The 24542-nt window shown below is 35.8% G+C and carries 34 protein-coding genes; 5 read left to right on the top strand and 29 right to left on the bottom strand.

The genetic code is table 11. From position 1 onward, the window contains the following. Positions 1 to 82 precede the first annotated feature (82 nt). From rpsK to rpsL, 29 genes are all read right to left on the bottom strand, one after another. The gene (gene rpsK, locus BM383_RS03510) at positions 83 to 481 is read right to left on the bottom strand and encodes a 30S ribosomal protein S11 (RefSeq protein ID WP_093023006.1); all 399 of its coding nucleotides are present in this window, start codon (positions 479 to 481) and stop codon (positions 83 to 85) included. 12 nt (positions 482 to 493) lie between these two features. Beyond that, entirely contained in the window at positions 494 to 868 is a 375-nt protein-coding gene (rpsM, locus tag BM383_RS03505) for a 30S ribosomal protein S13 (protein ID WP_093023004.1), read from the bottom strand. A gap of 2 nt (positions 869 to 870) precedes the next feature. Further along, positions 871 to 987 carry a type B 50S ribosomal protein L36 gene (gene ykgO / locus BM383_RS03500; protein ID WP_074978891.1) on the bottom strand — a complete coding sequence of 39 codons (117 nt, stop codon included), beginning with the start codon at positions 985 to 987 and terminating at the stop codon, positions 871 to 873. Positions 988 to 998: 11 nt separating this feature from the next. After that, the gene (gene infA / locus BM383_RS03495; RefSeq protein WP_008239515.1) at positions 999 to 1214 is read right to left on the bottom strand and encodes a translation initiation factor IF-1; all 216 of its coding nucleotides are present in this window, start codon (positions 1212 to 1214) and stop codon (positions 999 to 1001) included. A 2-nt stretch (positions 1215 to 1216) separates the two neighbouring features. After that, positions 1217 to 2554, bottom strand: coding sequence for a preprotein translocase subunit SecY (gene secY / locus BM383_RS03490; RefSeq protein WP_093023002.1), 1338 nt, complete (start codon positions 2552 to 2554; stop codon positions 1217 to 1219). Positions 2555 to 2567: 13 nt separating this feature from the next. Beyond that, entirely contained in the window at positions 2568 to 3020 is a 453-nt protein-coding gene (gene rplO / locus BM383_RS03485; protein ID WP_093023000.1) for a 50S ribosomal protein L15, read from the bottom strand. Positions 3021 to 3035: 15 nt separating this feature from the next. After that, positions 3036 to 3215: a 50S ribosomal protein L30 gene (gene rpmD / locus BM383_RS03480; RefSeq protein ID WP_093022998.1), complete on the bottom strand. Its 180-nt coding sequence runs from the start codon at positions 3213 to 3215 to the stop codon at positions 3036 to 3038. Positions 3216 to 3227: 12 nt separating this feature from the next. Then, positions 3228 to 3752 (bottom strand): 30S ribosomal protein S5, encoded by a 525-nt coding sequence (gene rpsE / locus BM383_RS03475; RefSeq protein ID WP_093022996.1) that lies wholly within the window; start codon positions 3750 to 3752, stop codon positions 3228 to 3230. A gap of 6 nt (positions 3753 to 3758) precedes the next feature. Beyond that, positions 3759 to 4115 carry a 50S ribosomal protein L18 gene (gene rplR / locus BM383_RS03470; RefSeq protein WP_093022994.1) on the bottom strand — a complete coding sequence of 119 codons (357 nt, stop codon included), beginning with the start codon at positions 4113 to 4115 and terminating at the stop codon, positions 3759 to 3761. An 11-nt stretch (positions 4116 to 4126) separates the two neighbouring features. Further along, positions 4127 to 4669, bottom strand: a complete 543-nt coding sequence (gene rplF / locus BM383_RS03465) for a 50S ribosomal protein L6 (protein ID WP_093022992.1) — start codon at positions 4667 to 4669, stop codon at positions 4127 to 4129. A 19-nt stretch (positions 4670 to 4688) separates the two neighbouring features. Next, complete coding sequence (rpsH, locus tag BM383_RS03460) at positions 4689 to 5087, bottom strand: 30S ribosomal protein S8 (protein WP_093022990.1); 399 nt, start codon at positions 5085 to 5087, stop codon at positions 4689 to 4691. A gap of 63 nt (positions 5088 to 5150) precedes the next feature. Beyond that, complete coding sequence (gene rpsN, locus BM383_RS03455) at positions 5151 to 5420, bottom strand: 30S ribosomal protein S14 (protein WP_093022988.1); 270 nt, start codon at positions 5418 to 5420, stop codon at positions 5151 to 5153. Between the two features lie 2 nt (positions 5421 to 5422). Then, positions 5423 to 5974 carry a 50S ribosomal protein L5 gene (gene rplE, locus BM383_RS03450; RefSeq protein ID WP_093022986.1) on the bottom strand — a complete coding sequence of 184 codons (552 nt, stop codon included), beginning with the start codon at positions 5972 to 5974 and terminating at the stop codon, positions 5423 to 5425. 2 nt (positions 5975 to 5976) lie between these two features. Beyond that, complete coding sequence (gene rplX / locus BM383_RS03445; protein ID WP_093022984.1) at positions 5977 to 6291, bottom strand: 50S ribosomal protein L24; 315 nt, start codon at positions 6289 to 6291, stop codon at positions 5977 to 5979. A gap of 15 nt (positions 6292 to 6306) precedes the next feature. Further along, positions 6307 to 6675 carry a 50S ribosomal protein L14 gene (rplN, locus tag BM383_RS03440; protein ID WP_093022982.1) on the bottom strand — a complete coding sequence of 123 codons (369 nt, stop codon included), beginning with the start codon at positions 6673 to 6675 and terminating at the stop codon, positions 6307 to 6309. Positions 6676 to 6677: 2 nt separating this feature from the next. Further along, positions 6678 to 6935 (bottom strand): 30S ribosomal protein S17, encoded by a 258-nt coding sequence (rpsQ, locus tag BM383_RS03435; RefSeq protein ID WP_093022981.1) that lies wholly within the window; start codon positions 6933 to 6935, stop codon positions 6678 to 6680. A gap of 17 nt (positions 6936 to 6952) precedes the next feature. Beyond that, positions 6953 to 7144: a 50S ribosomal protein L29 gene (gene rpmC, locus BM383_RS03430; protein WP_093022979.1), complete on the bottom strand. Its 192-nt coding sequence runs from the start codon at positions 7142 to 7144 to the stop codon at positions 6953 to 6955. A 12-nt stretch (positions 7145 to 7156) separates the two neighbouring features. After that, a complete protein-coding gene (gene rplP, locus BM383_RS03425; protein WP_093022977.1) occupies positions 7157 to 7576 on the bottom strand; it encodes a 50S ribosomal protein L16 in 420 nt (139 codons plus the stop codon). Positions 7577 to 7596: 20 nt separating this feature from the next. Continuing rightward, positions 7597 to 8307: a 30S ribosomal protein S3 gene (gene rpsC, locus BM383_RS03420; RefSeq protein ID WP_093022975.1), complete on the bottom strand. Its 711-nt coding sequence runs from the start codon at positions 8305 to 8307 to the stop codon at positions 7597 to 7599. Positions 8308 to 8315: 8 nt separating this feature from the next. Then, positions 8316 to 8723, bottom strand: a complete 408-nt coding sequence (gene rplV / locus BM383_RS03415; RefSeq protein ID WP_093022974.1) for a 50S ribosomal protein L22 — start codon at positions 8721 to 8723, stop codon at positions 8316 to 8318. Positions 8724 to 8731: 8 nt separating this feature from the next. Continuing rightward, complete coding sequence (rpsS, locus tag BM383_RS03410; RefSeq protein ID WP_093022972.1) at positions 8732 to 9010, bottom strand: 30S ribosomal protein S19; 279 nt, start codon at positions 9008 to 9010, stop codon at positions 8732 to 8734. Between the two features lie 11 nt (positions 9011 to 9021). Beyond that, positions 9022 to 9846, bottom strand: coding sequence for a 50S ribosomal protein L2 (gene rplB / locus BM383_RS03405; protein ID WP_093022970.1), 825 nt, complete (start codon positions 9844 to 9846; stop codon positions 9022 to 9024). Positions 9847 to 9859: 13 nt separating this feature from the next. Further along, positions 9860 to 10150 carry a 50S ribosomal protein L23 gene (gene rplW / locus BM383_RS03400; RefSeq protein WP_093022967.1) on the bottom strand — a complete coding sequence of 97 codons (291 nt, stop codon included), beginning with the start codon at positions 10148 to 10150 and terminating at the stop codon, positions 9860 to 9862. Between the two features lie 8 nt (positions 10151 to 10158). Then, positions 10159 to 10788: a 50S ribosomal protein L4 gene (gene rplD, locus BM383_RS03395; RefSeq protein ID WP_093022965.1), complete on the bottom strand. Its 630-nt coding sequence runs from the start codon at positions 10786 to 10788 to the stop codon at positions 10159 to 10161. After that, complete coding sequence (rplC, locus tag BM383_RS03390) at positions 10788 to 11405, bottom strand: 50S ribosomal protein L3 (RefSeq protein WP_093022963.1); 618 nt, start codon at positions 11403 to 11405, stop codon at positions 10788 to 10790. The genes rplD and rplC overlap by 1 nt, the downstream gene beginning before the upstream one ends. 143 nt (positions 11406 to 11548) lie before the next feature. Continuing rightward, complete coding sequence (rpsJ, locus tag BM383_RS03385; protein WP_007094989.1) at positions 11549 to 11854, bottom strand: 30S ribosomal protein S10; 306 nt, start codon at positions 11852 to 11854, stop codon at positions 11549 to 11551. Positions 11855 to 11865: 11 nt separating this feature from the next. Beyond that, a complete protein-coding gene (gene fusA, locus BM383_RS03380) occupies positions 11866 to 13995 on the bottom strand; it encodes an elongation factor G (RefSeq protein WP_093022961.1) in 2130 nt (709 codons plus the stop codon). Between the two features lie 19 nt (positions 13996 to 14014). Next, positions 14015 to 14491 (bottom strand): 30S ribosomal protein S7, encoded by a 477-nt coding sequence (gene rpsG, locus BM383_RS03375; RefSeq protein WP_093022959.1) that lies wholly within the window; start codon positions 14489 to 14491, stop codon positions 14015 to 14017. Between the two features lie 22 nt (positions 14492 to 14513). Next, a complete protein-coding gene (gene rpsL, locus BM383_RS03370) occupies positions 14514 to 14894 on the bottom strand; it encodes a 30S ribosomal protein S12 (RefSeq protein WP_093022957.1) in 381 nt (126 codons plus the stop codon). Between the two features lie 214 nt (positions 14895 to 15108). Between rpsL and BM383_RS03365 the strand changes: the two genes are divergently transcribed. The 5 genes from BM383_RS03365 to BM383_RS03345 all read left to right on the top strand — a co-directional run bounded on the left by BM383_RS03365 (position 15109) and on the right by BM383_RS03345 (position 24540). Continuing rightward, the gene (locus BM383_RS03365; protein WP_093022955.1) at positions 15109 to 16725 is read left to right on the top strand and encodes a BamA/TamA family outer membrane protein; all 1617 of its coding nucleotides are present in this window, start codon (positions 15109 to 15111) and stop codon (positions 16723 to 16725) included. A 117-nt stretch (positions 16726 to 16842) separates the two neighbouring features. Then, on the top strand, positions 16843 to 20073 hold the full coding sequence (locus BM383_RS03360; RefSeq protein ID WP_093022953.1) for a SusC/RagA family TonB-linked outer membrane protein: 3231 nt from the start codon (positions 16843 to 16845) through the stop codon (positions 20071 to 20073). Positions 20074 to 20087: 14 nt separating this feature from the next. After that, positions 20088 to 21584 (top strand): RagB/SusD family nutrient uptake outer membrane protein, encoded by a 1497-nt coding sequence (locus BM383_RS03355; RefSeq protein ID WP_093023444.1) that lies wholly within the window; start codon positions 20088 to 20090, stop codon positions 21582 to 21584. A 24-nt stretch (positions 21585 to 21608) separates the two neighbouring features. Further along, the gene (locus tag BM383_RS03350; RefSeq protein ID WP_093022951.1) at positions 21609 to 22490 is read left to right on the top strand and encodes a hypothetical protein; all 882 of its coding nucleotides are present in this window, start codon (positions 21609 to 21611) and stop codon (positions 22488 to 22490) included. 130 nt (positions 22491 to 22620) lie between these two features. Continuing rightward, complete coding sequence (locus tag BM383_RS03345) at positions 22621 to 24540, top strand: S8 family serine peptidase (protein WP_093022949.1); 1920 nt, start codon at positions 22621 to 22623, stop codon at positions 24538 to 24540. The last annotated feature ends 2 nt before the right edge of the window (positions 24541 to 24542 follow it).

Here is a 24542-nt window from a genome sequence, read left to right as displayed (position 1 = left end):
ATAATTTTTTAAGAGCAATTATGAATTAAGGCTATCCTTCGATAATCGTTTTCGCGCTCTTAAACGTTATGAATACTATAAATTAAACTCTTCTTCTTTTTGGAGGACGACATCCATTATGTGGTAATGGAGTAACATCGATAATTTCTGTTACTTCGATACCAGCATTATGGATAGATCTAATAGCAGATTCTCTACCATTTCCAGGTCCTTTAACATATACCTTCACTTTTCTCAAACCAGCTTCTTGTGCAACTTTAGCACAATCTTCAGCAGCCATTTGAGCAGCATAAGGAGTATTCTTTTTAGAACCTCTGAAACCCATTTTACCAGCAGAAGACCAAGAAACTACATCACCTTTTTTGTTAGTCAAAGAAATGATGATGTTATTGAAAGTAGCAGAAATGTGTGCCTCTCCAACTGATTCTACTATAACTTTACGCTTCTTAGAAGTTTTTGCAGTTTTATTTGACTTTGCCATTGTTAACTACTTTTATTTAGTTGCTTTTTTCTTATTAGCAACAGTTTTTCTTTTACCTTTTCTTGTTCTTGAGTTATTCTTTGTACGCTGACCTCTTAATGGTAAACCAGCTCTATGACGAATACCTCTTTGACATCCAATATCCATTAAACGTTTAATATTCAATTGGATTTCTGAACGTAATTCTCCTTCAATAGTGTAAGCACCAACAGCATCACGAATACGACCAATTTCGTCATCATTCCAATCTGATACTTTCTTGCTTTCATCTACTCCAGCAGCCGCTAAAACTTCTTGCGATCTGCTTTTACCAATACCAAAAATATAAGTTAATGCAATAACTCCTCTTTTGTAATTTGGGATATCAACACCTGCGATTCTAGCCATAATTATCCTTGTCTTTGTTTGAATCTAGGATTCTTTTTATTAATTACGTACAATCTACCCTTACGACGCACAATTTTGCACTCGGGACTTCTCTTTTTTAGTGATGCTCTTACTTTCATCTAACTACTATTTAATATCTATAAGTAATTCTTGCTTTTGTAAGATCATATGGACTCATTTCCAACTTCACTTTATCACCAGGTAGTAATTTAATATAATGCATACGCATTTTACCTGAAATGTGAGCTGTAACCACATGACCATTTTCTAACTCTACACGAAACATTGCATTTGACAATGCTTCAATAATGGTTCCGTCTTGTTCAATTGCAGACTGCTTTGCCATAATTATGCCGTTACTTTTCTGTTTTTACCTGTTTTCATTAAACCATCATAATGTCTATTCAACAAGTATGAATTGATTTGTTGAACCGTATCAATAGCAACTCCTACCATAATTAGTAATGAAGTACCTCCATAGAACAATGCCCAACCTTGTTGTATACCAACAAGCTTATAAGCAATTGCAGGAAGCACAGCAATACCTACTAAGAACAACGATCCAGGAAAAGTAATTAAAGACATTACTTTATCTAAGAAATCTGCAGTTTCTGTTCCCGGCTTAACACCAGGAATAAAACCTCCACTTCTTTTAAGATCATCAGCCATTTTATTTGTAGGAACTGTAATTGCGGTGTAAAAGTAAGTAAAAATTATGATTAATAACGCAAACACAAAATTATACCAAAAACCAAACACATCACTGAACTGAGCCTTAACACTTTGAGCAGTATCAGAATCAGATAATCCAGCCACAGCAGCAGGCACAAACATAATCGCTTGCGCGAAAATGATTGGCATAACTCCTGATGCATTTAATTTTAATGGTATAAATTGTCTAGCTCCCTCTTCATATCCACCAGTAGCAGTTCTTCTAGCATACTGAACTTGAATTTGACGTACGGCCATTACAAGCATAATACTTAGAAGAATTACAACAAACCATAATATAACTTCAATTAAAATCATCATTAAACCACCACTATTTTGCTCTGTACGCGATATTAATTCTTGCATAAAAGCTTGTGGAAGTCTCGCAATGATACCTACCATGATCAATAATGAGATTCCATTACCAATACCTTTATCTGTTATTCTTTCTCCAAGCCACATTGCGAAAATTGTCCCTGTAACTAAGATGATTACAGAAGGAATGATAAAGTCTAATCCTTTACCAAAAACGAAAGCTGAGTCAGGAACTCCAAGTTGGCCTAATCCCCACAAATATGCAGGAGCTTGAACCACACAAATACCGATAGTTAACCATCTAGTAATTTGATTGATTTTTTTACGACCACTTTCTCCTTCGTTCTGCAATTTTTGCAAGTATGGTATTGCTAATCCCATCAACTGAACTACAATAGAAGCAGAGATATATGGCATAATTCCCAAAGCAAATACAGAAGCCTTTGCAAAAGCTCCACCCGTAAATGCATTAAGAATATCTAATAAACCACCACCCGATGCTTTTTGGGTAAGTTCATTTAATTGTCCAGTATCAATACCCGGAAGAGCAACATGAGATCCTAATCGATATACTAATAACAAACCTAACGTTAAAACTACTCTATTACGTAGTTCTTCAATCTTCCAGATATTGGTTAATGTCTCTATAACTTTTTTCATGGTTAATTTTATGTTATAAATTTACAGCTTCACCACCTGCAGCTTCAATAGCAGATTTAGCACTAGCCGTAAATTTATGTACAGTTACTTTTAATTTAGATTTCAATTCTCCTCCTCCAAGGATTTTCACTAACTCAGTTTTCTTTGCCAACCCATTAGCTACAATAATATCTAAATCAACAGTGTCTGTGATAACACCGTTATCAACCATTTCTTGTAATTTACCTAAATTGATACCAACGTATTCTTTACGGTTAATGTTCTTGAAACCAAACTTAGGAACACGTCTTTGAAGTGGCATTTGACCACCTTCAAAACCAATCTTTTTAGAATAACCAGAACGAGATTTAGCTCCTTTATGACCTCTAGTAGCAGTGCCTCCTTTTCCGGATCCTTGACCTCTACCAACTCTTTTTCCGTCTTTATGAACTGAACCGTTTGCTGGTTGTAAGTTACTTAAACTCATAATACACTATTATTATTAAGCTTCCTCTACAGAAACTAAGTGTTTAACTTTATTTACCATACCAAGGATGTTTGGTGTAGTTTCATGTTCCACTACCTGACCAATTCCTTTAAGACCAAGTGCAGCAAGCGTTCTTTTTTGATCTTCAGGACGCTTGATCTTACTCTTAACTTGTGTAACTTTAATCTTTGCCATTTTATCCTTGTTTTATCCTTTAAAAACTTTTTCTAAAGATACTCCACGCTGAGCAGCAACAGTTTTTGCGTCTCTTAATTGTAAAAGAGCATCAAATGTAGCTTTTACTACGTTGTGAGGATTAGAAGATCCTTGAGATTTTGATAATACATCATGAACCCCAACTGCCTCTAAAACTGCACGTAAAGCACCACCAGCAATTACTCCGGTACCATGAGAGGCAGGTTGAATATAAACTCTTGCTCCACCATATTTACCTTTTTGCTCGTGAGGAAGTGTACCTTTATTTAAAGGAATTCTTACTAAGTTTTTCTTAGCGTCTTCAACCGCTTTAGAAATTGCATCAGCAACTTCTTTAGATTTACCTAAACCATGACCTACAACACCATTTTCATCTCCTACAACAACAATTGCAGAAAAACCAAATGCTCTACCACCCTTGGTTACTTTGGTAACTCTTTGTACTCCTACTAAGCGATCTTTTAAATCAAGTCCGCTAGGCTTAACTAATTCTACGTTTTTATAATTCTGATACATACTTTCTTAGAATTTAAGTCCTGCTTCTCTAGCTCCTTCAGCTAATGATTTTACTCTACCATGGTATAAATAACCACCTCTATCAAATGAGATAGTATCAATACCAGCCTTTAAAGCCTTTTCAGCAATAGACTTACCTACTAAAGCCGCCTTTTCAGATTTAGTGCCTGTTGCAGAACTGATCTCTTTGTCTCTAGATGATGATGCAGCAATAGTTTTGCTGTTTACATCATCTATTAATTGAGCATAGATCTCATTATTACTTCTAAAAACAGCTAACCTTGGTCTAGAAGGTACACCAGAAACAACTTTTCTGATTCTGCTTTTAATACGATTTCTTCTTTCAGTCTTTGATAATGCCATATTGCTAGTTATTAAGCTGATTTACCTGCTTTTCTTCTAATTACTTCACCTACAAACTTAATACCTTTACCTTTATATGGCTCTGGCTTACGGAAAGCACGGATTTTAGCCGCTACCTGACCTACTAATTGCTTGTCATGTGAAGACAATTTAACGATTGGGTTTTTACCTTTCTCCGATACTGTTTCTACTTTAACTTCTGGAGCTAACTCTAAAACAATATTATGAGAAAAACCTAAAGCCAAATCAAGCTTCTGGCCTTGGTTACTTGCTCTATAACCTACACCCACTAATTCTAATTCTTTAGTAAAACCTTCTGAAACACCAATAACCATGTTATTAATCAAAGCTCTGTAAAGACCATGCTTTGCATTGTTATCTTTAGTGCTTGCAGTTGGCTCTAATACTAATTGTCCATCCTCTTGTTTTACAACAATGTCTTTAACTTCTTGAGTTAATTCGCCTAACTTCCCTTTAACCGTTACTACATCTCCATTAACGGTAACTGTAACACCTGAAGGTACTGTAATTGGACTTTTTCCTATTCTTGACATTTCTTCTTGTCTTTAAATTTTAGTAAACGAAACACAAAACTTCACCACCAACGTTCTCTAGTTTAGCTTGCTTACTAGTCATTACTCCGTGAGAAGTAGACATAATTGCAATACCTAAACCATTTAATACTCTTGGTAATTCTGATTTACCAGCGTATTTACGTAAACCTGGTTTACTAACACGAACAATTTTCTTGATAACAGGCTCTTTAGTTGCCTTATCATATTTCAAAGCAATTTTGATAGTGCCTTGAACTGAAGCGTCATCAAACTTGTAACTTAAAATATAACCTTGATCAAATAAAATCTTAGTCATTTCTTTTTTTAAGTTAGAAGCTGGTATTTCTACCACTCTGTGCCCTGCACTGTTCGCGTTTCTAATTCTTGTTAAGTAATCTGCGATAGGATCTGTATACATCTGTATGAAATTGCGGTAACAGTTTTCTTAAATTAAATAGAACTTGTTACCAGTTAAAATTTATTACCAACTTGCTTTTTTAACCCCTGGGATTAAACCTTTGTTAGCCATTTCTCTAAACATAACACGAGAAACGCCAAAAGTACGCATATATCCTTTAGGTCTTCCTGTTAATTTACAACGATTATGTAAACGTACAGGTGAAGAGTTCTTTGGTAACTTCTGTAGTGCCTCATAATCTCCAGCTTCTTTTAAAGCTTTACGTTTTTCAGCGTACTTATCTACCAATTTTTGTCTTTTAACCTCACGGGCTTTCATTGATTCTTTAGCCATGCTTAATTCTTTTTAAAAGGTAATCCTAATTCGGTTAATAGTGATTTAGCTTCTTTATCGGTTTCGGCCGAAGTTACAAAGGTAATATCCATTCCAGAAATTTTATTTACTTTATCAATATTAATTTCTGGAAAAATGATTTGTTCTGTAACCCCAAGGTTATAATTACCTCTTCCGTCAAATCCGTCAGCTTTAATTCCTTGAAAATCTCTTACCCTCGGTAAAGCAGAAGTAATCAATCTATCTAAAAACTCATACATTCTTTCTCCACGTAAAGTAACTTTAGCACCAATTGGCATTCCCTTACGTAATTTGAAAGATGCAACGTCTTTTTTAGAGATAGTTGAAACAGCTTGTTGACCAGTGATTTTAGTTAATTCATCAACTGCATAGTCAATCAATTTCTTATCAGCAACAGCTGCACCCACACCACGGCTTACTACGATTTTCTCTAGAACAGGAACTTGCATAACGTTCTTATATCCGAATTCTTCTGTAAGAGAAGACATTACTCTGTCTTTATACTCTTGTTTTAGTCTTGGAATGTAAGCCATAATTATAGTACTTCTTTAGATTTTTTTGAAAATCTCACTTTCTTACCGTCACGCTCTTCGTAACCAACTCTAGTTGTTTCATTAGTCTTAGGATCTAATAAAGACAAATTAGAAATATGGATAGGAGCTTCTTTCTCTACGATTCCACCTTGTGGGTTAGTTGCGCTAGGTTTAGTATGTTTCTTAACCATATTCACACCTTCCACTGTGGCTCTATTTTTTTCACGATCTACTTTAAGCACCTTACCTTCAGATCCTTTATGATCTCCAGCAATAACTTTTACAGTATCTCCTGATTTTATTTTAAGCTTTATCATTTCTTTTACAATGTATTAAAGCACCTCTGGCGCTAATGATACAATCTTCATAAATTGTTTCTCACGAAGTTCTCTGGCAACAGGTCCGAAAACACGAGTACCTCTCATTTCCCCTGCAGCGTTTAATAAAACACATGCATTGTCATCGAAACGGATATAAGAACCATCTGGTCTTCTTACCTCTTTCTTAGTACGTACAACTACTGCAGTAGATACTTGACCTTTCTTAACACTTCCGTTTGGTGTAGCTTCTTTTACAGTTACTACAATCTTATCTCCTACAGAAGCGTATCTTCTTTTCGTACCACCTAAAATACGGATAGCTAAAACTTCTTTAGCACCAGTATTATCGGCTACTCTTAATCTAGATTCTTGTTGTACCATAATTACTTCGCTCTTTCAATGATTTCAACTAATCTCCAACATTTGGTTTTACTTAATGGACGAGTCTCCATAATTTTCACAGTATCTCCAATGTTGCAATCGTTCTTTTCGTCGTGTGCAACGTATTTTTTTGTTTTTAACACGAACTTACCGTACATAGGGTGCTTTACACGTTTAACTTCTGAAACCACGATTGATTTCTCCATTTTATTACTAGTAACAACCCCTACTCTTTCTTTTCTTAAATTTCTATTTTCCATCATAAAGCAGAATAGAATTATTGTAATTCTCTTTTAGTTAGCTCTGTAGACAATCTTGCCACTGTTCTTCTAACACTTCTAATTTGAAGCGGGTTATCTAATGGCGTAATTGCATGAGCCATTTTTAAATCTGCATACGTTTTTTTGTACTCACCAAGCTTTTCTTGTAGCTCAGCAACAGATAATTCTTTGATCTCTGATTGTTTCATAATTACTTAAAATTAAGCTGAGTAATCTCTTGCTACAATAAATTTAGTTCTAACAGGTAACTTTTGAGCCGCTAAACGCAATGCTTCTTTAGCTACATCCATAGGCACACCACCTACTTCGAACATGATTCTACCTGGTTTTACAACAGCTGCCCAATATTCTGGAGCACCTTTACCTTTACCCATACGTACCTCTAGAGGTTTTTTAGTGATAGGCTTATCTGGAAATATCTTGATCCATAACTGACCTTCTCTTTTCATGTAACGAGTAGCAGCCACACGAGCCGCTTCGATTTGACGAGAAGTAATGAAAGAAGAATCCAATGATTTTATACCAAACATACCGTTTGAAAGCTCGTGACCTCTTTGAGATACACCCTTCATACGGCCTTTCTGCTGTTTTCTAAATTTGGTTCTTTTTGGCTGTAACATCTTTTACTTTTCTTTAAAAATTACTTTCTACGACGAGATTTTCTAGGACCAGAACCTTTACCACCTTGTTTCTTAGACATTCCAACAAGAGGAGAAAGCTCTCTTTTCCCGTAAACCTCACCTTTCATAATCCACACCTTGATTCCCAATCTACCATAAGTAGTATGAGCCTCATCAAGCGCATAATCAATGTCAGCTCTAAATGTAGATAAAGGAATTCTACCTTCCTTATAAGATTCAGAACGCGCCATTTCAGCTCCGTTTAAACGTCCTGAAATTTGAACTTTAATTCCCTCTGCATTCATACGCATAGCAGCAGCAATAGCCATTTTTACAGCTCTTCTGTACGAAATTCTATTTTCGATTTGACGAGCAATACTTGCAGCTACCAAGTTAGCATCTAACTCAGGTCTTTTAATTTCAAAAATGTTAATCTGAACCTCTTTATTCGTAATCTTCTTAAGCTCTTCTTTTAACTTGTCTACCTCTTGCCCTCCTTTACCAATAATGATACCTGGACGAGCCGTAGTGATAGTAACGGTTACAAGCTTTAAAGTTCTTTCGATAATTACTCTAGAAACACTAGCTTTAGATAGACGAGCGTGAACATATTTTCTGATCTTATCGTCTTCGGCTAATTTATCACCGTAGTCATTTCCTCCATACCAGTTAGACTCCCATCCTCTGATAATTCCAAGGCGATTTCCGATTGGATTTGTTTTTTGTCCCATTCTCTATCTTAGCTTTGAGTGTTATTATTAGATCCAAGCACTACTGTAACGTGATTGGAACGTTTTCTAATTCTGTGAGCACGACCCTGTGGTGCAGGACGTAATCTTTTCAACATAGCACCACCATCTACTCTTATCTCTTTGATAAATAAATCTGCATCCTCTAAACTTGCATCTTCATTCTTAGCTTGCCAGTTTGCAATTGCAGACAAAACAAGTTTTTCTAAACTACGTGAAGCATCTTTAGAATTGAATTTCAATATAGCAAGCGCATGTTCTACTTTCTTACCTCTAACAAGATCTGCAACGATTCTCATTTTACGAGGAGAAGTAGGGCAGTTATTTAACTTTGCAAACGCTAAACTCTTTTTAGCTTCTTTGATTTGCTCTGCTCTTTCTTTTTTACGAACTCCCATAGCTTACTTTATTTTTTTCCTTTATTCTTTGCTCCAGCGTGACCACGGAAAGATCTTGTTGGTGAAAACTCACCTAACTTATGACCAACCATGTTTTCTGTAACGTAAACAGGAACAAATTGTTTTCCATTATGAACAGCTATTGTTTGACCAACGAAATCTGGAGTAATCATAGATGCTCTAGACCAAGTTTTAATAACTGTTTTTTTACCTGACTCTATATTAGCCTGAACTTTCTTCTCTAAACTATAGTGTACGAAAGGTCCTTTTTTAAGTGAACGTGCCATCTTTTACTCTTTTATTTCTTTCTACGTTCTACGATATACTTATTACTAGCTTTGGCTTTAGCTCTTGTTCTAAATCCTTTAGCTGGTAATCCTTTTCTTGATCTTGGGTGACCTCCAGAAGATCTACCTTCACCACCACCCATTGGGTGATCAACAGGGTTCATAACAACTGGTCTTGTTCTAGGTCTTCTACCCAACCATCTACTTCTACCTGCTTTACCAGAAACAACCAACTGATGATCTGAATTTGAAACCGCCCCGATAGTAGCCATACAATCAGCTAATACCAAACGCGTTTCACCAGATGGCAATTTAATGGTTGCATATTTACCTTCTCTAGCCATCAACTGAGCGAAAGCTCCAGCTGAACGAGCCATTACAGCACCTTGACCAGGACGTAGCTCGATACAAGAAATAATTGTACCAAGTGGAATGTCACTTAAAGGCATTGCATTCCCAATTTCTGGAGCAGATCCGCTACCTGAAACTACAGTTTGCCCTACCTGTAAACCATTTTGTGCTATTACATAACTTTTCTCACCATCAGTATACTGAATTAAGGCGATAAAAGCCGTTCTGTTTGGATCGTATTGAATAGAAACAACTGTTGCATCAACCCCAGTTTTAGTTCTTTTAAAATCGATCAAACGATACTTTCTCTTATGACCACCACCTAAATAGCGCATGGTCATTTTTCCTTGACTGTTTCTACCTCCCGACTTTTTTAACGGAGCAAGCAAGCTTTTCTCCGGCTTGTCAGCAGTAATCGCGTCAAATTCGTTTACTACTCTAAATCGCTGACCAGGAGTAATTGGTTTTAATTTTCTAACTGACATCTTTCGTCTTTACTTATAAATTACTATAAAAATCGATAGTATCTCCTTCTGCTACCTGAACAATCGCTTTTTTAATTGCGTTTGTTTTACCATGCTGAATACCAGTTTTAGTAAAACGAGTTTTACGTTCAGGTCCGTAATTCATGGTACGAACCTTTTCAACTGTAACTCCATAAGTAGCTTCAACCGCTTTTTTAATCTCTACTTTATTTGCAGTAGTAGCAACAACAAAACCATAACGGTTGTTTAATTCGCTATCAGCAGTCACTTTTTCCGTAATAATCGGCTTAATTAACACACTCATTTTGTTACTTATTTACTTAAATTCGACTCAATTCCTTCTAAAGACCCTTCTAAAAGCACTATATTATTTGCGTTAACAATCTTATAAGTACTTAATTCAGAGCTATTTACAACTTCAGAGCTTTTCAAATTACGTGACGACAAATATACGTTTTTATTTGAATCTCCCAACACAAACAGTGATTTTTTACTATCTAACCCTAAAGCTTTCAAAACATTAGAGAATTCTTTTGTACTTGGAGCATCGAAATTAAAATCTTCTAACACGATAATTGATTGCTCTTTAGCTTTCAAACTTAAAGCAGATCTTCTAGCAACCTTCTTTAAGCTTTTTGTAAGCTTCTGTGTATAATCTTTTGGTCTAGGACCAAAAACTCTACCACCACCTACAAAAACAGGAGACTTGATACTACCAGCTCTCGCTGTACCAGTTCCTTTTTGTTTTTTAATCTTACGTGTACTACCAGCAATCTCAGCTCTTTCTTTAGCCTTGTGAGTACCTTGACGTTGATTAGCCAAGTATTGCTTAACATCTAAATAAACAGCATGATTATTTGGCTCTACACCAAAAACAGCATCAGAAAGATTAATCTTTCTACCCGTTTCTTTTCCGTTGATATTTAATACTGCTACTTCCATTACTTCTGAACGATTACATAAGCATTTTTGTGACCTGGAACACATCCTTTAACAACTAAAAGATTTTTATCCGCAACCACTTTCAATACTTTTAAGTTTTGAACTGTTACTTTATCCGTACCCATTCTACCAGCCATACGCATTCCTTTGAATACACGTGACGGATAAGATGAAGCACCAACAGAACCCGGTGCTCTAAGACGGTTGTGCTGACCGTGAGTAGCTTGACCCACACCACCAAAACCGTGTCTTTTCACAACACCTTGGAATCCTTTACCTTTTGATGTACCTGATACATCAACAAATTCTCCTTCTACAAACTGCTCAACAGTTACTGTATCACCTAGTTTGTAATCACCTTCGAAATCTTGGAATTCAACAACTTTCTTCTTTGGAGCCGTACCAGCTTTTTTAGCGTGACCTAATTCAGCTTTGTTAGCACGGTTTTCAGATTTGTCATCGAAACCAAGTTGAAGAGCTTCATACCCGTCAACCTCTACGGTTCTGACTTGGGTAACTACGCATGGACCAGCTTGAATCACTGTACATGGGATATTTTTCCCATTTTCATCAAAAATGCTGGTCATTCCGATTTTTTTACCAATTAACCCAGACATAGTTATAATTAATTAAACATTGTTATTAAAAAAATTCAGGGTCAAAAAACACCTTCAACCCTGAATGTATTTTTTATTCCGTTTTTCCCTTGCATACTAGCTCAGGACATGTTGAAAAAACTTCCGTTTTTCCTAAAAGTTTATCAAACTTTGATTTCTACTTCTACACCACTTGGCAATTCTAACTTCATTAACGCGTCAATCGTTTTTGAGGAAGAACTGTAGATATCCAATAATCTCTTGTAAGAACTCAATTGAAATTGCTCACGAGATTTTTTGTTTACGTGTGGAGAACGTAGTACAGTAAATATTTTTTTGTGAGTTGGTAATGGAATTGGCCCAGTTACAACAGCACCAGTAGTTTTTACTGTTTTAACGATCTTCTCAGCAGACTTGTCCACTAAATTATGATCGTATGACTTTAATTTTATTCTAATTTTTTGACTCATTTCCTTTTAATTTAAGCATCAACGCCTTTAGCAGCTTTAATCACCTCTTCAGAAATATTTGAAGGAGTTTCAGCATAGTGAGAAAATTCCATTGTAGAAGTTGCTCTACCAGAAGATAATGTTCTTAATGAAGTAACATAACCGAACATTTCTGATAAAGGAACATTAGCCTTAACAACCTTAGCTCCATTTCTATCATCCATGTTGTTAACCTGTCCACGACGACGGTTAAGGTCACCTACGATATCACCCATGTTTTCTTCAGGAGTAATCACCTCAAGCTTCATGATTGGCTCCATGATCACAGACTTAGCAGCTCTTGCTGATGCCTTATAACCCAATTTAGCCGCCAATTCAAAAGAAAGACCATCAGAATCCACAGGGTGGAAAGATCCATCTTTCAAGGTAACTTTCATAGCGTCCATTTCGAATCCAGCCAAAGGACCATTTTTCATAGCCTCTTTAAATCCTTTTTCGATGTTAGGAATATATTCTTTAGGCACATTACCACCTTTTACTTCGTTAACAAACTCAAGACCAGTTTTCCCTTCTTCAGCAGGTTCAATAGTAAATACGATATCAGCAAATTTACCACGTCCACCAGATTGCTTCTTATACACCTCTCTGTGATCTGCAGTAGCTGTAAGCGCCTCTTTGTACTCAACCTGTGGTTGACCTTGAGTCACCTCTACTTTAAACTCACGTCTAAGACGGTCTACAATAATGTCAAGGTGAAGCTCACCCATTCCAGAAATAATTGTTTGACCAGAAGCCTCATCGGTTTTAACCTGGAAAGTTGGATCTTCTTCAGCTAATTTTGCTAAAGCCATACCTAATTTATCAACATCTGCTTTAGTTTTTGGCTCCACCGCGATACCAATTACTGGATCTGGGAATACCATACTTTCTAAAACAATAGGATGCTTTTCATCAGATAATGTATCTCCAGTTTTAATATCTTTAAAACCTACTGCAGCCCCAATATCTCCAGCTTCAATAAAATCGATAGCGTTTTGCTTATTAGAGTGCATTTGATAGATACGAGAAATACGCTCTCTCTTACCAGAACGATTGTTCAATACGTAAGAACCAGCATCTAATCTACCAGAATACGCACGGAAGAATGCCAAACGACCTACAAAAGGATCGGTAGCAATTTTAAAAGCTAAAGCAGCAAATGGCGCAGTAACATCTGGTTTACGAGTTTCCTCTTCTCCTGTATCAGGATTAGTACCTACAATCGCTTCCTTATCTAAAGGAGAAGGTAAGTATCTACAAACCGCATCTAACATGAACTGAACTCCTTTATTTTTGAAAGAAGATCCACATGTCATAGGAATGATAGCCATATCCATAACAGCAGCTCTTAATGCAGCATGAATTTCATCTTCAGTGATAGAGTTTTCATCTTCGAAGAATTTCTCCATCAACTCTTCATCATATTCAGCAACAGCTTCAATCAAGTGAGCTCTGTATTCAGAAACTTCATCTTGCATTTCAGCAGGAATATCAACTACATCAAAAGTAGATCCGAAATTATCTTCGTGCCACACAATTGCTCTGTTCTTAACTAAATCTACAACCCCTTTAAAGTCAGCTTCATCACCAATAGGTAAAACGATAGGCACCGCATTAGAACCCAACATTTCTTTCACCTGCTTACACACGTTTAAGAAGTTAGACCCTTGACGGTCCATTTTATTTACAAACCCCATACGAGGCACCTTATAGTTATCTGCTAATCTCCAGTTAGTCTCAGACTGAGGTTCAACACCATCAACTGCACTAAACAAGAAAACTAACCCATCAAGAACTCTTAATGAACGGTTTACTTCTACAGTAAAGTCAACGTGACCAGGAGTATCAATAATATTAAACTGGTAGCCTTTAGCATCAGGAGTTGGTACACCATCTTCTCTAGGAAACTGCCACTCACAAGTAGTTGCAGCAGATGTAATGGTAATACCACGCTCTTGCTCTTGTTCCATCCAGTCCATAGTTGCAGCACCATCGTGTACTTCACCAATTTTGTGACTTACACCTGCGTAAAACAAAATACGTTCTGTAGTTGTTGTTTTACCAGCATCAATGTGCGCAGCAATACCTATGTTTCTAGTATATTTTAAATCTCTTTGTGCCATTTTATAATGCTCTTAATGATTAAAATCTAAAGTGAGAGAATGCTTTATTCGCTTCAGCCATTTTGTGAGTATCAACTCTTTTCTTAACAGCTGCACCTTCTTCTTTAGCTGCTGCTAAAATTTCTGAAGCCAATCTCTGAGCCATAGATTTTTCGTTACGCTTACGAGCATATCCGATCAACCATTTCATAGCCATAGAGATCTTTCTATCTGGTCTAATCTGCATTGGAATTTGAAAAGTAGCACCACCCACTCTACGGCTTCTTACTTCTACGTGTGGCATCACGTTTGATAACGCATCTTTCCAAATTTCTAAAGCAGTCTTTTCGTCGTCGTTTTTCTTTTCTTCTACGATATCAATTGCATCATAAAATACTTTAAAAGCTACTGACTTTTTACCATCCCACATTAGGTTATTCACAAAACGTGTTACTAATTGATCATTAAATCTTGGATCCGGTAAAAGAGGTCTCTTTTTCGCCTGTCTTTTTCTCATTTCTTCTAATTAAAAGTTATGATTACTTTTTGTCTTTCGGGCGTTTTGCTCCGTATTTTGATCTACGTTGCGTTCTACCTTGAACACCAGCTGTATCTAATGCACCACGAACGATGTGGTAACGTACACCTGGTAAATCTTTTACCCTTCCGCCTCTTACTAATACTATCGAGTGCTCTTGCAAGTTGTGACCTTCTCCAGGGATGTAAGCGTTTACTTCATTTCCGTTAGTTAAACGAACACGCGCTACTTTACGCATCGCTGAGTTCGGTTTCTTAGGAGTAGTAGTATACACACGCGTACACACACCTCTTCTTTGAGGACACGAATCCAAAGCAGCCGATTTACTCTTCTTAGTAATACTAGCTCTTCCTTTTCGTACTAATTGTGAAATTGTTGGCATAATTTACTCTATAATAATAAAATATAATATAATCTCTCTTTTTAGAGGGTGGCAAAGGTAGAAATAAAAATCAATAATTCAAATCTTAATTGATTAATTTTCACTAATTTATTAAATCTGGATTTCGAACAATAAAAACAAGTCAAAAGAACAAAATACCACAAGCCATATTTTTTACGTTATTTTGACATCAACTAAAAGAGAAAGCAACCCAATGAATCAATTTAGATTCTTTTTACTTTTTATAACCTGCACAGCTTTTAATAATTATATATATGGACAAGACATTGAACTTTCTATACATATAAACGACAGCGTCAATTTAAAATCAGGAATTGCTTATAAAAAAAATCATCAGGACTTCTCATCCGCCCAAACAGAATTAACACAATTCATATCCCAACTTGAAACTCTTGGATATTTCAACCATAGCACACCAAAAACGGAAATTCAACAAAAAAAAATTATCTCCAAAATTTCAATTGGCCATAAAATTGATTCCGTATACATATCAGAAAACCATTCAGTCAAAAAAATTAATATAGAAGAATTCAATCAATACATTTTATTTAAATCTGATTCACTCAAAGCAATTGGAAAACCATTTGAACAAGTAAAACTGATAAATCAAGAAATAATAGGAAATAAACTATTGACTCAAATTATATTCCACAAAAGCGAAACTAGAATTCTTGATTCAATAGAAATAAAAGGATACCCTAATTTTCCTCAAAAATTTCTAAAGCATTACGCAAAAATTCAAAAAGGACAATTATTCAACATTTCCAACATTAAAACAAAAGCAAAAAAACTTAGTAACCTAAATTTTATTTCTCAGTCAAAACAACCAGAGACATTGTTCACTAGAGATTCTACAACCCTATTTTTGTATTTAAAAAAGACAAACAACAATTATTTGGATGGATATATAGGTTTTGGAAATAACGAAGAAACAAACAATTTTAAATTAAACGGCACGGTTGATATAAACCTAATGAATAATTTAAACAAAGGTGAATCTTTAAAAATATACTGGAAAAACAACGGAGACAATCAAAGTACTTTTCAATCAAAAGCAACTATACCCTATTTAGCCAACACCCCAATCACAACCGAAGCTGGAATTAATATTCTAAAACAAGATAGCACCTATAACAATACTTCTATTTTCACCAATACCTATTATCAATTAGCCCCAAAACACAATTTAGGAATCACTTACTCAAACCTAACTTCAACCACTCTAAACACTTCCGATAATTCAATAGAATTTTCAAAAAATCTCTTTGGAATAAATTATCAATTTAACTACAACCAAACAAACCTTTTAAACCCCGAATCATGTTTTACAATAGCAATATCTACAGGGAAAAGAAAATCCTATTCTCAAGAGACAAACCAGAATCTTTTATCATTCCAAGGAACATACATTTTTAAGATAAAACCTACAGATAAGATATTTTTACACAACACCACCGAAATTTTATTTTCAAAAAATTACTTATTCAATGAATTATTTTTCATCGGAGGAATAAACTCAATAAGAGGCTTTAATGAAAACAGTATTTCCACAAATAACTACAGCATATTCAACTTAGAATATCAAAAGATTTTAACGAAAAAACTATACTTAAATAGCATCACAGATTTCGGATACCACAACACCTATAACACAAACGAAATCAACAAACTATACAGCCTAGGTTTTGGAATAGGCTTGGTCGGTGACAACAACCTATTTAAGCTTAATTACGCTGTGGGATTTACTAGCCAAACTGCTCAAAATTTAATTAATTCTAAAATACACATAAGTTACACTACATTTTTCTAAAAAAATTCTCGTTTTTTCCAAGAATTACATAAGAATCAAAAAAATTAAGAATAAAATATTGGATTATTAACATAGAATTAAGATTTTTGGCGCTAGCTAATTCAAATAATTTTAAAAATGAGAACAAAGTTTAGTGGACTTTTAACACTAGTACTAGTGTTTATTGTGCAAATTACATTTGCTCAACAAAAAACTATCACCGGTACTATTACCGATTCTGACGGCCTTCCGTTACCGGGAGCTACCGTACAGATTAAAGGGACAAGTACTGGAACTCAAACTGACTTCGATGGAAATTATTCTATCCAAGCAGCAACTGGAGATGTTCTAGTAATCTCCTTCCTAGGATTTAAAACAACAGAAGTATCTGTTGGAAATCAATCAACTTTAAGTTTGACTCTTGAATCAGATGTTCAGGCAATAGACGAAGTGATTGTAGTTGGGTATGGTACTACAACAAAAGAAGCATACACAGGTACAGCAACTAAAATTGAAACTGAAAATATTGAAGCAAAAACTGTTTCTAACGTTTCTCAGGCACTTAGAGGTGAAGTTGCAGGTGTTAACGTAGTTACTGGTTCTGGTGCTCCAGGTTCTGACGCAACTATCCGTATTCGTGGTTTTGGTTCTGTTAATGGTAACAGAGCTCCTCTTTACGTAGTAGATGGCGCTCCTTACGCTAGTGATATTTCATCTATTAACCCTGCTGACATCGCAAGCATGACTGTACTAAAAGACGCAGCAGCTACTTCTATCTATGGATCTAGAGGTGCGAATGGGGTAATCGTAATCACAACAAAGCAAGGTAAAAAAGGTAAATCTGTAATTTCTGTAGATTACAAAACTAGTGTTAACACGTTAATGTTACCACAATATGATGTAATCACTTCTCCTGAACAATACATTGAAACTGCATGGAGTTCTTTAAAAACTAAAGCACTTGTAACAGGTCAATCTGACCCAGCAGCATGGGCTAGCGCCAATTTGTATGGTGATGGTACTGGAGAAGGAATCAATTCTTTCTACAACATTTGGAATGTTGAAGGATCTCAGCTAATTGACCCTACAACAGGTAAAGTTGCTAATGGTGTTCAAAGAAAATACACTCCAACTAGCTGGTCTGACGCTGCCTTTGGAACTGGATACAGATCTGAAGCTAACATTCAATTTAGTGGAGCATCAGACAAAACTAAATATGCAACATCATTTGGATATCTTAACGATGACGGTTACGCAATTAACTCTAACTATACACGTTACACAACAAGATTAAACTTAGAGCACAAACCTAAAGATTGGTTAACCGTTGGAGGTAACATGGCTTTCACAGGTTCTAAATACATTAACTCTTCCGATTCAGAAGGTTCTTCAGGATCATCTGCCAACATTTTTGCATTGACAAACACTACTCCAGCAATTTACGATGTATACTTGAGAGATGCTGATGGAAACTTGGTAGAAGACCCAATCTTCGGAGGAAATCAATTTGATTATGGTGCTGAAACTGGTCGTAGAGCATGGACAAGTACCAACGGTATTGCAGACTCTAACTATGACCTTGCAAGAACAGATGTTGCTACAGTACTAGGTAACTTCAACATTAGCGCAGATATTACAGACTGGTTAACTGCTAGCGTAAGATATAGCGGACAGTTACAAACTTCAGAATATGCTAGTGCAGCAAACCAATTCTACGGAGGATGGGCTGAAGCTGGTGGATATCTTTACAGATCTAGCAGTAAAAATATCAATCAAAACTTTCTTCAAATGTTGCGTTTCAATAAATCATTTGGAGAACACAGTATTGAAGCTTTTGTAGCTCATGAATCTACAGAAAATAAATACAAATTAATGAGTGCATCAGCCACTAAGGCTATCACTCCATTAAGTACGGATTTAGCTCAATATACAACCGCTTACGGTAGAGCTAGTTCATATACGCAAACATGGTCTATTGACAGTTACTTTGGTCAATTAAATTATGATTACCAACAAAAATACTTCTTAACAGGTTCTGTAAGACGCGATGGATCTTCTCGTTTCAAGAATGACAAATGGGGTACTTTTGGATCTGTAGGACTTGGTTGGGTTATGTCTAAAGAAGACTTCTTAAGCAATGCTAGCTTCTTAGATTATCTAAAATTGAAAGCTAGTTATGGTATCATTGGAGATCAAGGAACTAGCTTACAGTACGGATGGCAGCTTTGGAGCATCAACCAAACATCTACTGGAGACTATTCTTTTTCTGTTAGTTCTACATTTGCCAACCCAGATTTAACTTGGGAAACTTCAAAAATCGCACAAGTAGGTGTAGAAAGCACATTATTTAAGAACATTTTAGATGTTAACATTGATTATTACATCAAAAATACTGACAATCTATTTTTCGTTCAAACTCTACCGGTATCAACAGGATACTCATCGATGCAATTCAACGATGGGCAGTTAAGAAATAGTGGTTTAGAATTTGATATTTATGCTAAAGTAATTCAAGAACAAAACTTCACCTTAGGCCTAGGTATTAACGGTGAATTTTTAAGTAACGAAATCACAGAAATGCCTGGTGATTATTACACCGGAGAAACAAAAGTACTTGATGGACAATATTCAGAAGGACATTCATTATACGATTTCTACATGCGTGAGTGGGCTGGTGTAGATCCTGCAACTGGTGCTGGTATGTGGAACATGTACTATAATGACATGAATGGTAATGGTGTTTTTGACAGTAGTGACGAGGCTATCCAAAGTATGACACTTTATCAAAATGAAAACCCAGGAGCAAACGTTCAAAAAACTACTACTACTACTTATTCTGACGCAACTACTAAATATGTAGGTAAATCAGCTATACCAACAGTAAGAGGAGGTTTCCGTTTAAATGCTGGTTACAAAAACTTCAACCTAACTGCTCAATTCAACTATAGTTTAGGAGGATACATGTACGACAACGGATATGCTCAGTTAATGGACAATGGAGATCTTATTGGCTCAAACAACTGGCATAAAGATATTTCAAATGCTTGGAAAGAGCCAGGAGATGTTACTAACGTTCCAAGACTTACTTCAGGATTGGATACAGATGTTCAATACAGCTCTAGATCCACCCGCTTCTTAACAAAAGCCGATTATTTAGCCTTGAATAATGTAAATTTAGGATATACATTTTCTAAAGAAATAACTGATAAATTAAAACTTTCTAAATTAAATCTTTACGTTTCTGGTGACAACCTAATGATGCTAAGTAGAAGAGATGGTTTTAACCCACAAACTATGTTTAGCGCTTCTAATTCAGGTATCTATATGCCTATGACTACATTTAGTTTTGGTGCGAAAGTTCAATTTTAAAAAAAGCAATAATGATGAAAAAAAGAAATTTAATCTATTCAATCGCTCTAGCCTCCACACTTTTCGTTGGATGTAGTGAAGATTTTATAAATCCTGACGAGCGTAATACAGGCGTAATAACCAGTGACGAAATTTCAGATTATTCCCAAGTAAATCCTGAATTAATACTCGGGGTATTAGACGGTGTTGGTAGTTTCACTATTGAACCTATGGGCGTAAATGGCACTGACGCAAATCAACACAATGACTTTGGTCAAAAAGGTGTAGATATCTGGTTAGATATCGTTTCAGGAGATATGGCACTATCTGCAAACTCTTATGGATGGTACCAAAATACAGCTAACTTGGTATCAACTGTAGATTTTACTTATGGTGAAAACTACACTATCTGGGCATTCTACTACAGAATAATAAATCAAGCTAACTTAGTAATTGGGAATTACGGAGGAAATGATGTAATCCCTGAAGATCCTGATGAACGTAGAATCGTAGGACAAGCAAAAGCTTATAGAGCTTACGCCTATTTCTATTTAACCCAAATATTCCAAAGGTCTTATGATCCATCTCAGGAAATTCTACCTTACTATGACGGGGAAAATGACAACCAGGCAAAAGTTCCAGCTTCCCAGATATACGCTCTAATCGAATCTGATCTTTTAAATGCCATTGATTTAATGAGCGACTATTCTAGAACATATAAGCATCAAATTGATGCCACAGTAGCTTCTGGGATTTTAGCTTACACATATGCAGCTATGGGAGATTACACCTCTGCTGGTCAGTATGCAGACGACGTAATCAATGCAGGATACCCACTTACTTCAGAAGCTGAACTTGCATATCCAGGTACTGGATCTGGATTTAACAATTTAGACACAGCATCTTGGATTTGGGGTTATGATTTAACTGAGGATATGGGGCACCAATTAGTCGACTGGTGGGGACAAATAGACCTGTTCACCTATAGTTATGCTTGGGCTGGAGACAGAAAATCTATTGACAATAGCCTTTATGCTTCAATTGATGATAATGACATTAGAAAAACTCAATTCTCTACTGATTATTATTTAATGCCTGTAAATAAATTCTACGCACCAGCAAGATCTATTGCAGGTCAACAAGCCATTACTACAGATTTAATCTTTATGCGTTCTGATGAGTTTTATTTGTTAAGCGCTGAGTGCGATGCTAAAACTGGAAATGAATCTAGTGCAAAAGCTACCATGATAGAACTTCTAACAGATCGCTTAGGTGCCGATGCTGCTAGTGATTATATCACTCCACTTTCTGGTCAAAGTCTAATTGATGCTATTTATCTTCAAACAAAAATTGAGCTTTGGGGTGAAGGTAAATCATATTTGGCAATGAAAAGAAATGAAGCCACTGTAACAAGAGGTACAAATCACGTATTCCGTGCAGGAGAATCTTTCAATTATAACTCTGATGAATTATCATTCCAGATTCCTCAATCTGAAATAAATAATAATTCATTAATAAGTACTCAAAACTAAAACCCTTTATTTAAAGTTAATATCATGAAAATTAAAAATAAATTAGCTCCTTATCTATGTATGGCTGCAATGGTTTTTTCAGGTACCTTTGTAAGTTGTGAAGATGATGTGGCTACAGAAAATGCAGTTATTGCAGATCATGTTTCTTTTGGGCTATTTACAGAAACCATCTCAATACCTGAAGGTGAAACGGTATCAGTAGAAGGAACTGTATACGCATCTTCAACCTCAAGCGCTGACCGCGTTATTGGTTTAAATGTTGTCTATGCTTCGCCATACAACACAGAAAATGAAGATACTACAATCCCTGTAACTACTGCAAACCCAGAATATTTCACAGTACCAGCATCCGTAACAATCCCAGCAGGTTCAAAAATGGCTACTTTTGAAGTAAGCATTACCGGTATGGATTTAGGTTCAGGTTCTGATATTGTAATTGAATTAGTAGATACTCCAGAAATTGATGTTACCAAAGAATACTATGGTAACTACGGGGAAGATGGATATGAAGTTGTAAGTGAGCGTTTGATTATTACAGCAGAACAAATTTGTTCTGCGAACCCTCTTTTAGTTGAGATTTATACCGATGCATATGGGTCTGAAACTACATGGGAAATCTACAGTCAGGACGACACTTCTACTCCACTGTATACTGGAGGGCCTTATGAAGATCAAGATGGAGCAGGAGAATATTTACAAGAATCTACAACTCTTTGTATGGAAGACGGAAGCTATATTTTCGTTATTTATGACGCTTACCAAGATGGTATGAACGCTGGTTACGGTGAAGGCTATTTCACTCTTACACTTGTAGATACCGATGGCAATACAGTTGAAGATATAGAAAATGACCCAAACAATGGTTCGTTTTCTGATTACAACCTAGTTTATTTTGATTTACCATAATTAAATTATAAACAATAAGAAAAACCGATGCTAAAGCATCGGTTTTTTTATTTCAAAAAATAAGCAAATATTATTCCAAACCATTATAAATGAATATATTTGGAACCTGAAAATACATTCAACAATTAACATGAAAAGAACAATACTTACCTTTGCACTTCTTTCAATAGGCCTAATAAGCGCTCAAACTAAAGATGAACAAAAACAAATTACCAAAAACTATAATATTAGCAAACTATCAACTCTTGAAAAGCAATTCAACCAAGTAAATAAGAGCATCTCGAAAAAGATAAATAGCTTTTTAGAATCTCATCCAAGCTTTCAACTTGAGTATACCCAAAATGGAATTGGATACCGCCTTGTTAACATCATAGAGGATAAACCAATATACATATGCACAGATAACTACAGTAGTGCACGAGCTACACAAACAGACGCACTACAAGTTAATGGGTCTCTAAACCTAGATCTTACTGGCGAAAACATGAACATTGGTATATGGGATCAAGGTTATGCACTTGCAACCCATAATGAATTTACCAATAACGGGACTCAGACATCTAGAGTAACATTTCCAGATACAGGATCTGCTAATCCTACAAGTGCATTCCACGCAACTCACGTAACTGGCACAATTGGAGCTCAAGGAATTACACAATCTGCACGCGGAATGGCCACTCATGCAAATTTATATTCATATAACTGGACTAATGATATTTTAGAAGTAACCAACGAAGCCTCCTCTGGTTTACTAATATCAAACCACTCTTATGGAGCTCCTATCTATTCAAATGGTGAAATGAATGTTCCTACGTGGTACATGGGATGTTATAACACCGCAGCACAACAATGGGATCAACTAGCTTATAATACTCCTTACTACTTAATGGTTGTCTCCGCTGGAAACGATGGAAGTGAGAGTTACGAAGGTCAATTATTTGCTCCATTCGACAAGCTAAACGGTAACAAAAACTCCAAAAACAATCTAGTAATTGCAAATGCCAATGCAACAGTACATCCATTATTTGGGTTACAATCTTTTGTTATAAATAGTTCTAGCAGCCAAGGACCCTCAGATGATGGTAGAATTAAACCCGATATAGCTGGTGAAGGAACACAAGTTTATTCTACATCAAATGAATCAAATAGCTCTTATGATCCTTCTACCGGTACATCAATGGCTTCTCCAAACGTGGCAGGTAGTCTCCTCTTACTACAAGAATACTACAACAACACTTATAGCTCCTATATGAAATCATCAACATTAAAAGCACTTGTATGTCATACAGCAAATGATGATGAGCAAAAAGCTGGTCCAGATCCTATGTTCGGATGGGGATTATTAGACACCAAAACGGCAGCTGAAACTATCACTGAATCTTCAATCAACGAGGCGATGATAAGTGAAAACACGCTAAACGAAGGAGAATCATTTACAATTACTGTAACCACGGATGATCCTTCATCACTAAAAGCAACAATTTGCTGGACAGATCCCGCAGGCGAAGACCAATCTGGTGAATTAAACAGTTCCGTACCCGCATTAGTAAATGACCTTGATTTAAGAATTTCTGATGAAAACAATACATTTTACCCTTGGAAATTAGATGCTACTAACCCTTCAGCTTTAGCTACTACGGGTGATAACTTAGTGGACAACGTAGAAAAAGTAGAAAATATAGAAAGTACATCTACTACTTTTGAAATCACCGTTTCCCATAAAGACACCCTAGCAAACGACGCTCAAGATTATGCCTTAATCATCACAGGATCTAATTTAACAATGAATACCGATAATTCTCTTTCATTTAAAAATATCAATGTATATCCTAACCCAGCTTCAGACTTTGTTACGGTATCTTTAAATGAAACTTTTGACGATGTTCAATTTGAACTTTATGACATTTATGGCAAAAGAGTATTTACATCAGGAATCCAAAATTCCATTCAGGAGTATCATATTCCACTTACATCACTTAGCCGTGGAATGTATTTAGTAAAAGTTTCTACAAACTCTTATAATTACACTACCAAAATTGTCAAAAAATAGAC

The sequence above is a fragment of the Pustulibacterium marinum genome, from assembly GCF_900116665.1.
Lineage (GTDB): Bacteria > Bacteroidota > Bacteroidia > Flavobacteriales > Flavobacteriaceae > Pustulibacterium > Pustulibacterium marinum.
The sequence above is the reverse complement of the archived record's forward strand: the minus strand, read 5'-3'. Positions and strand labels throughout refer to the sequence as shown.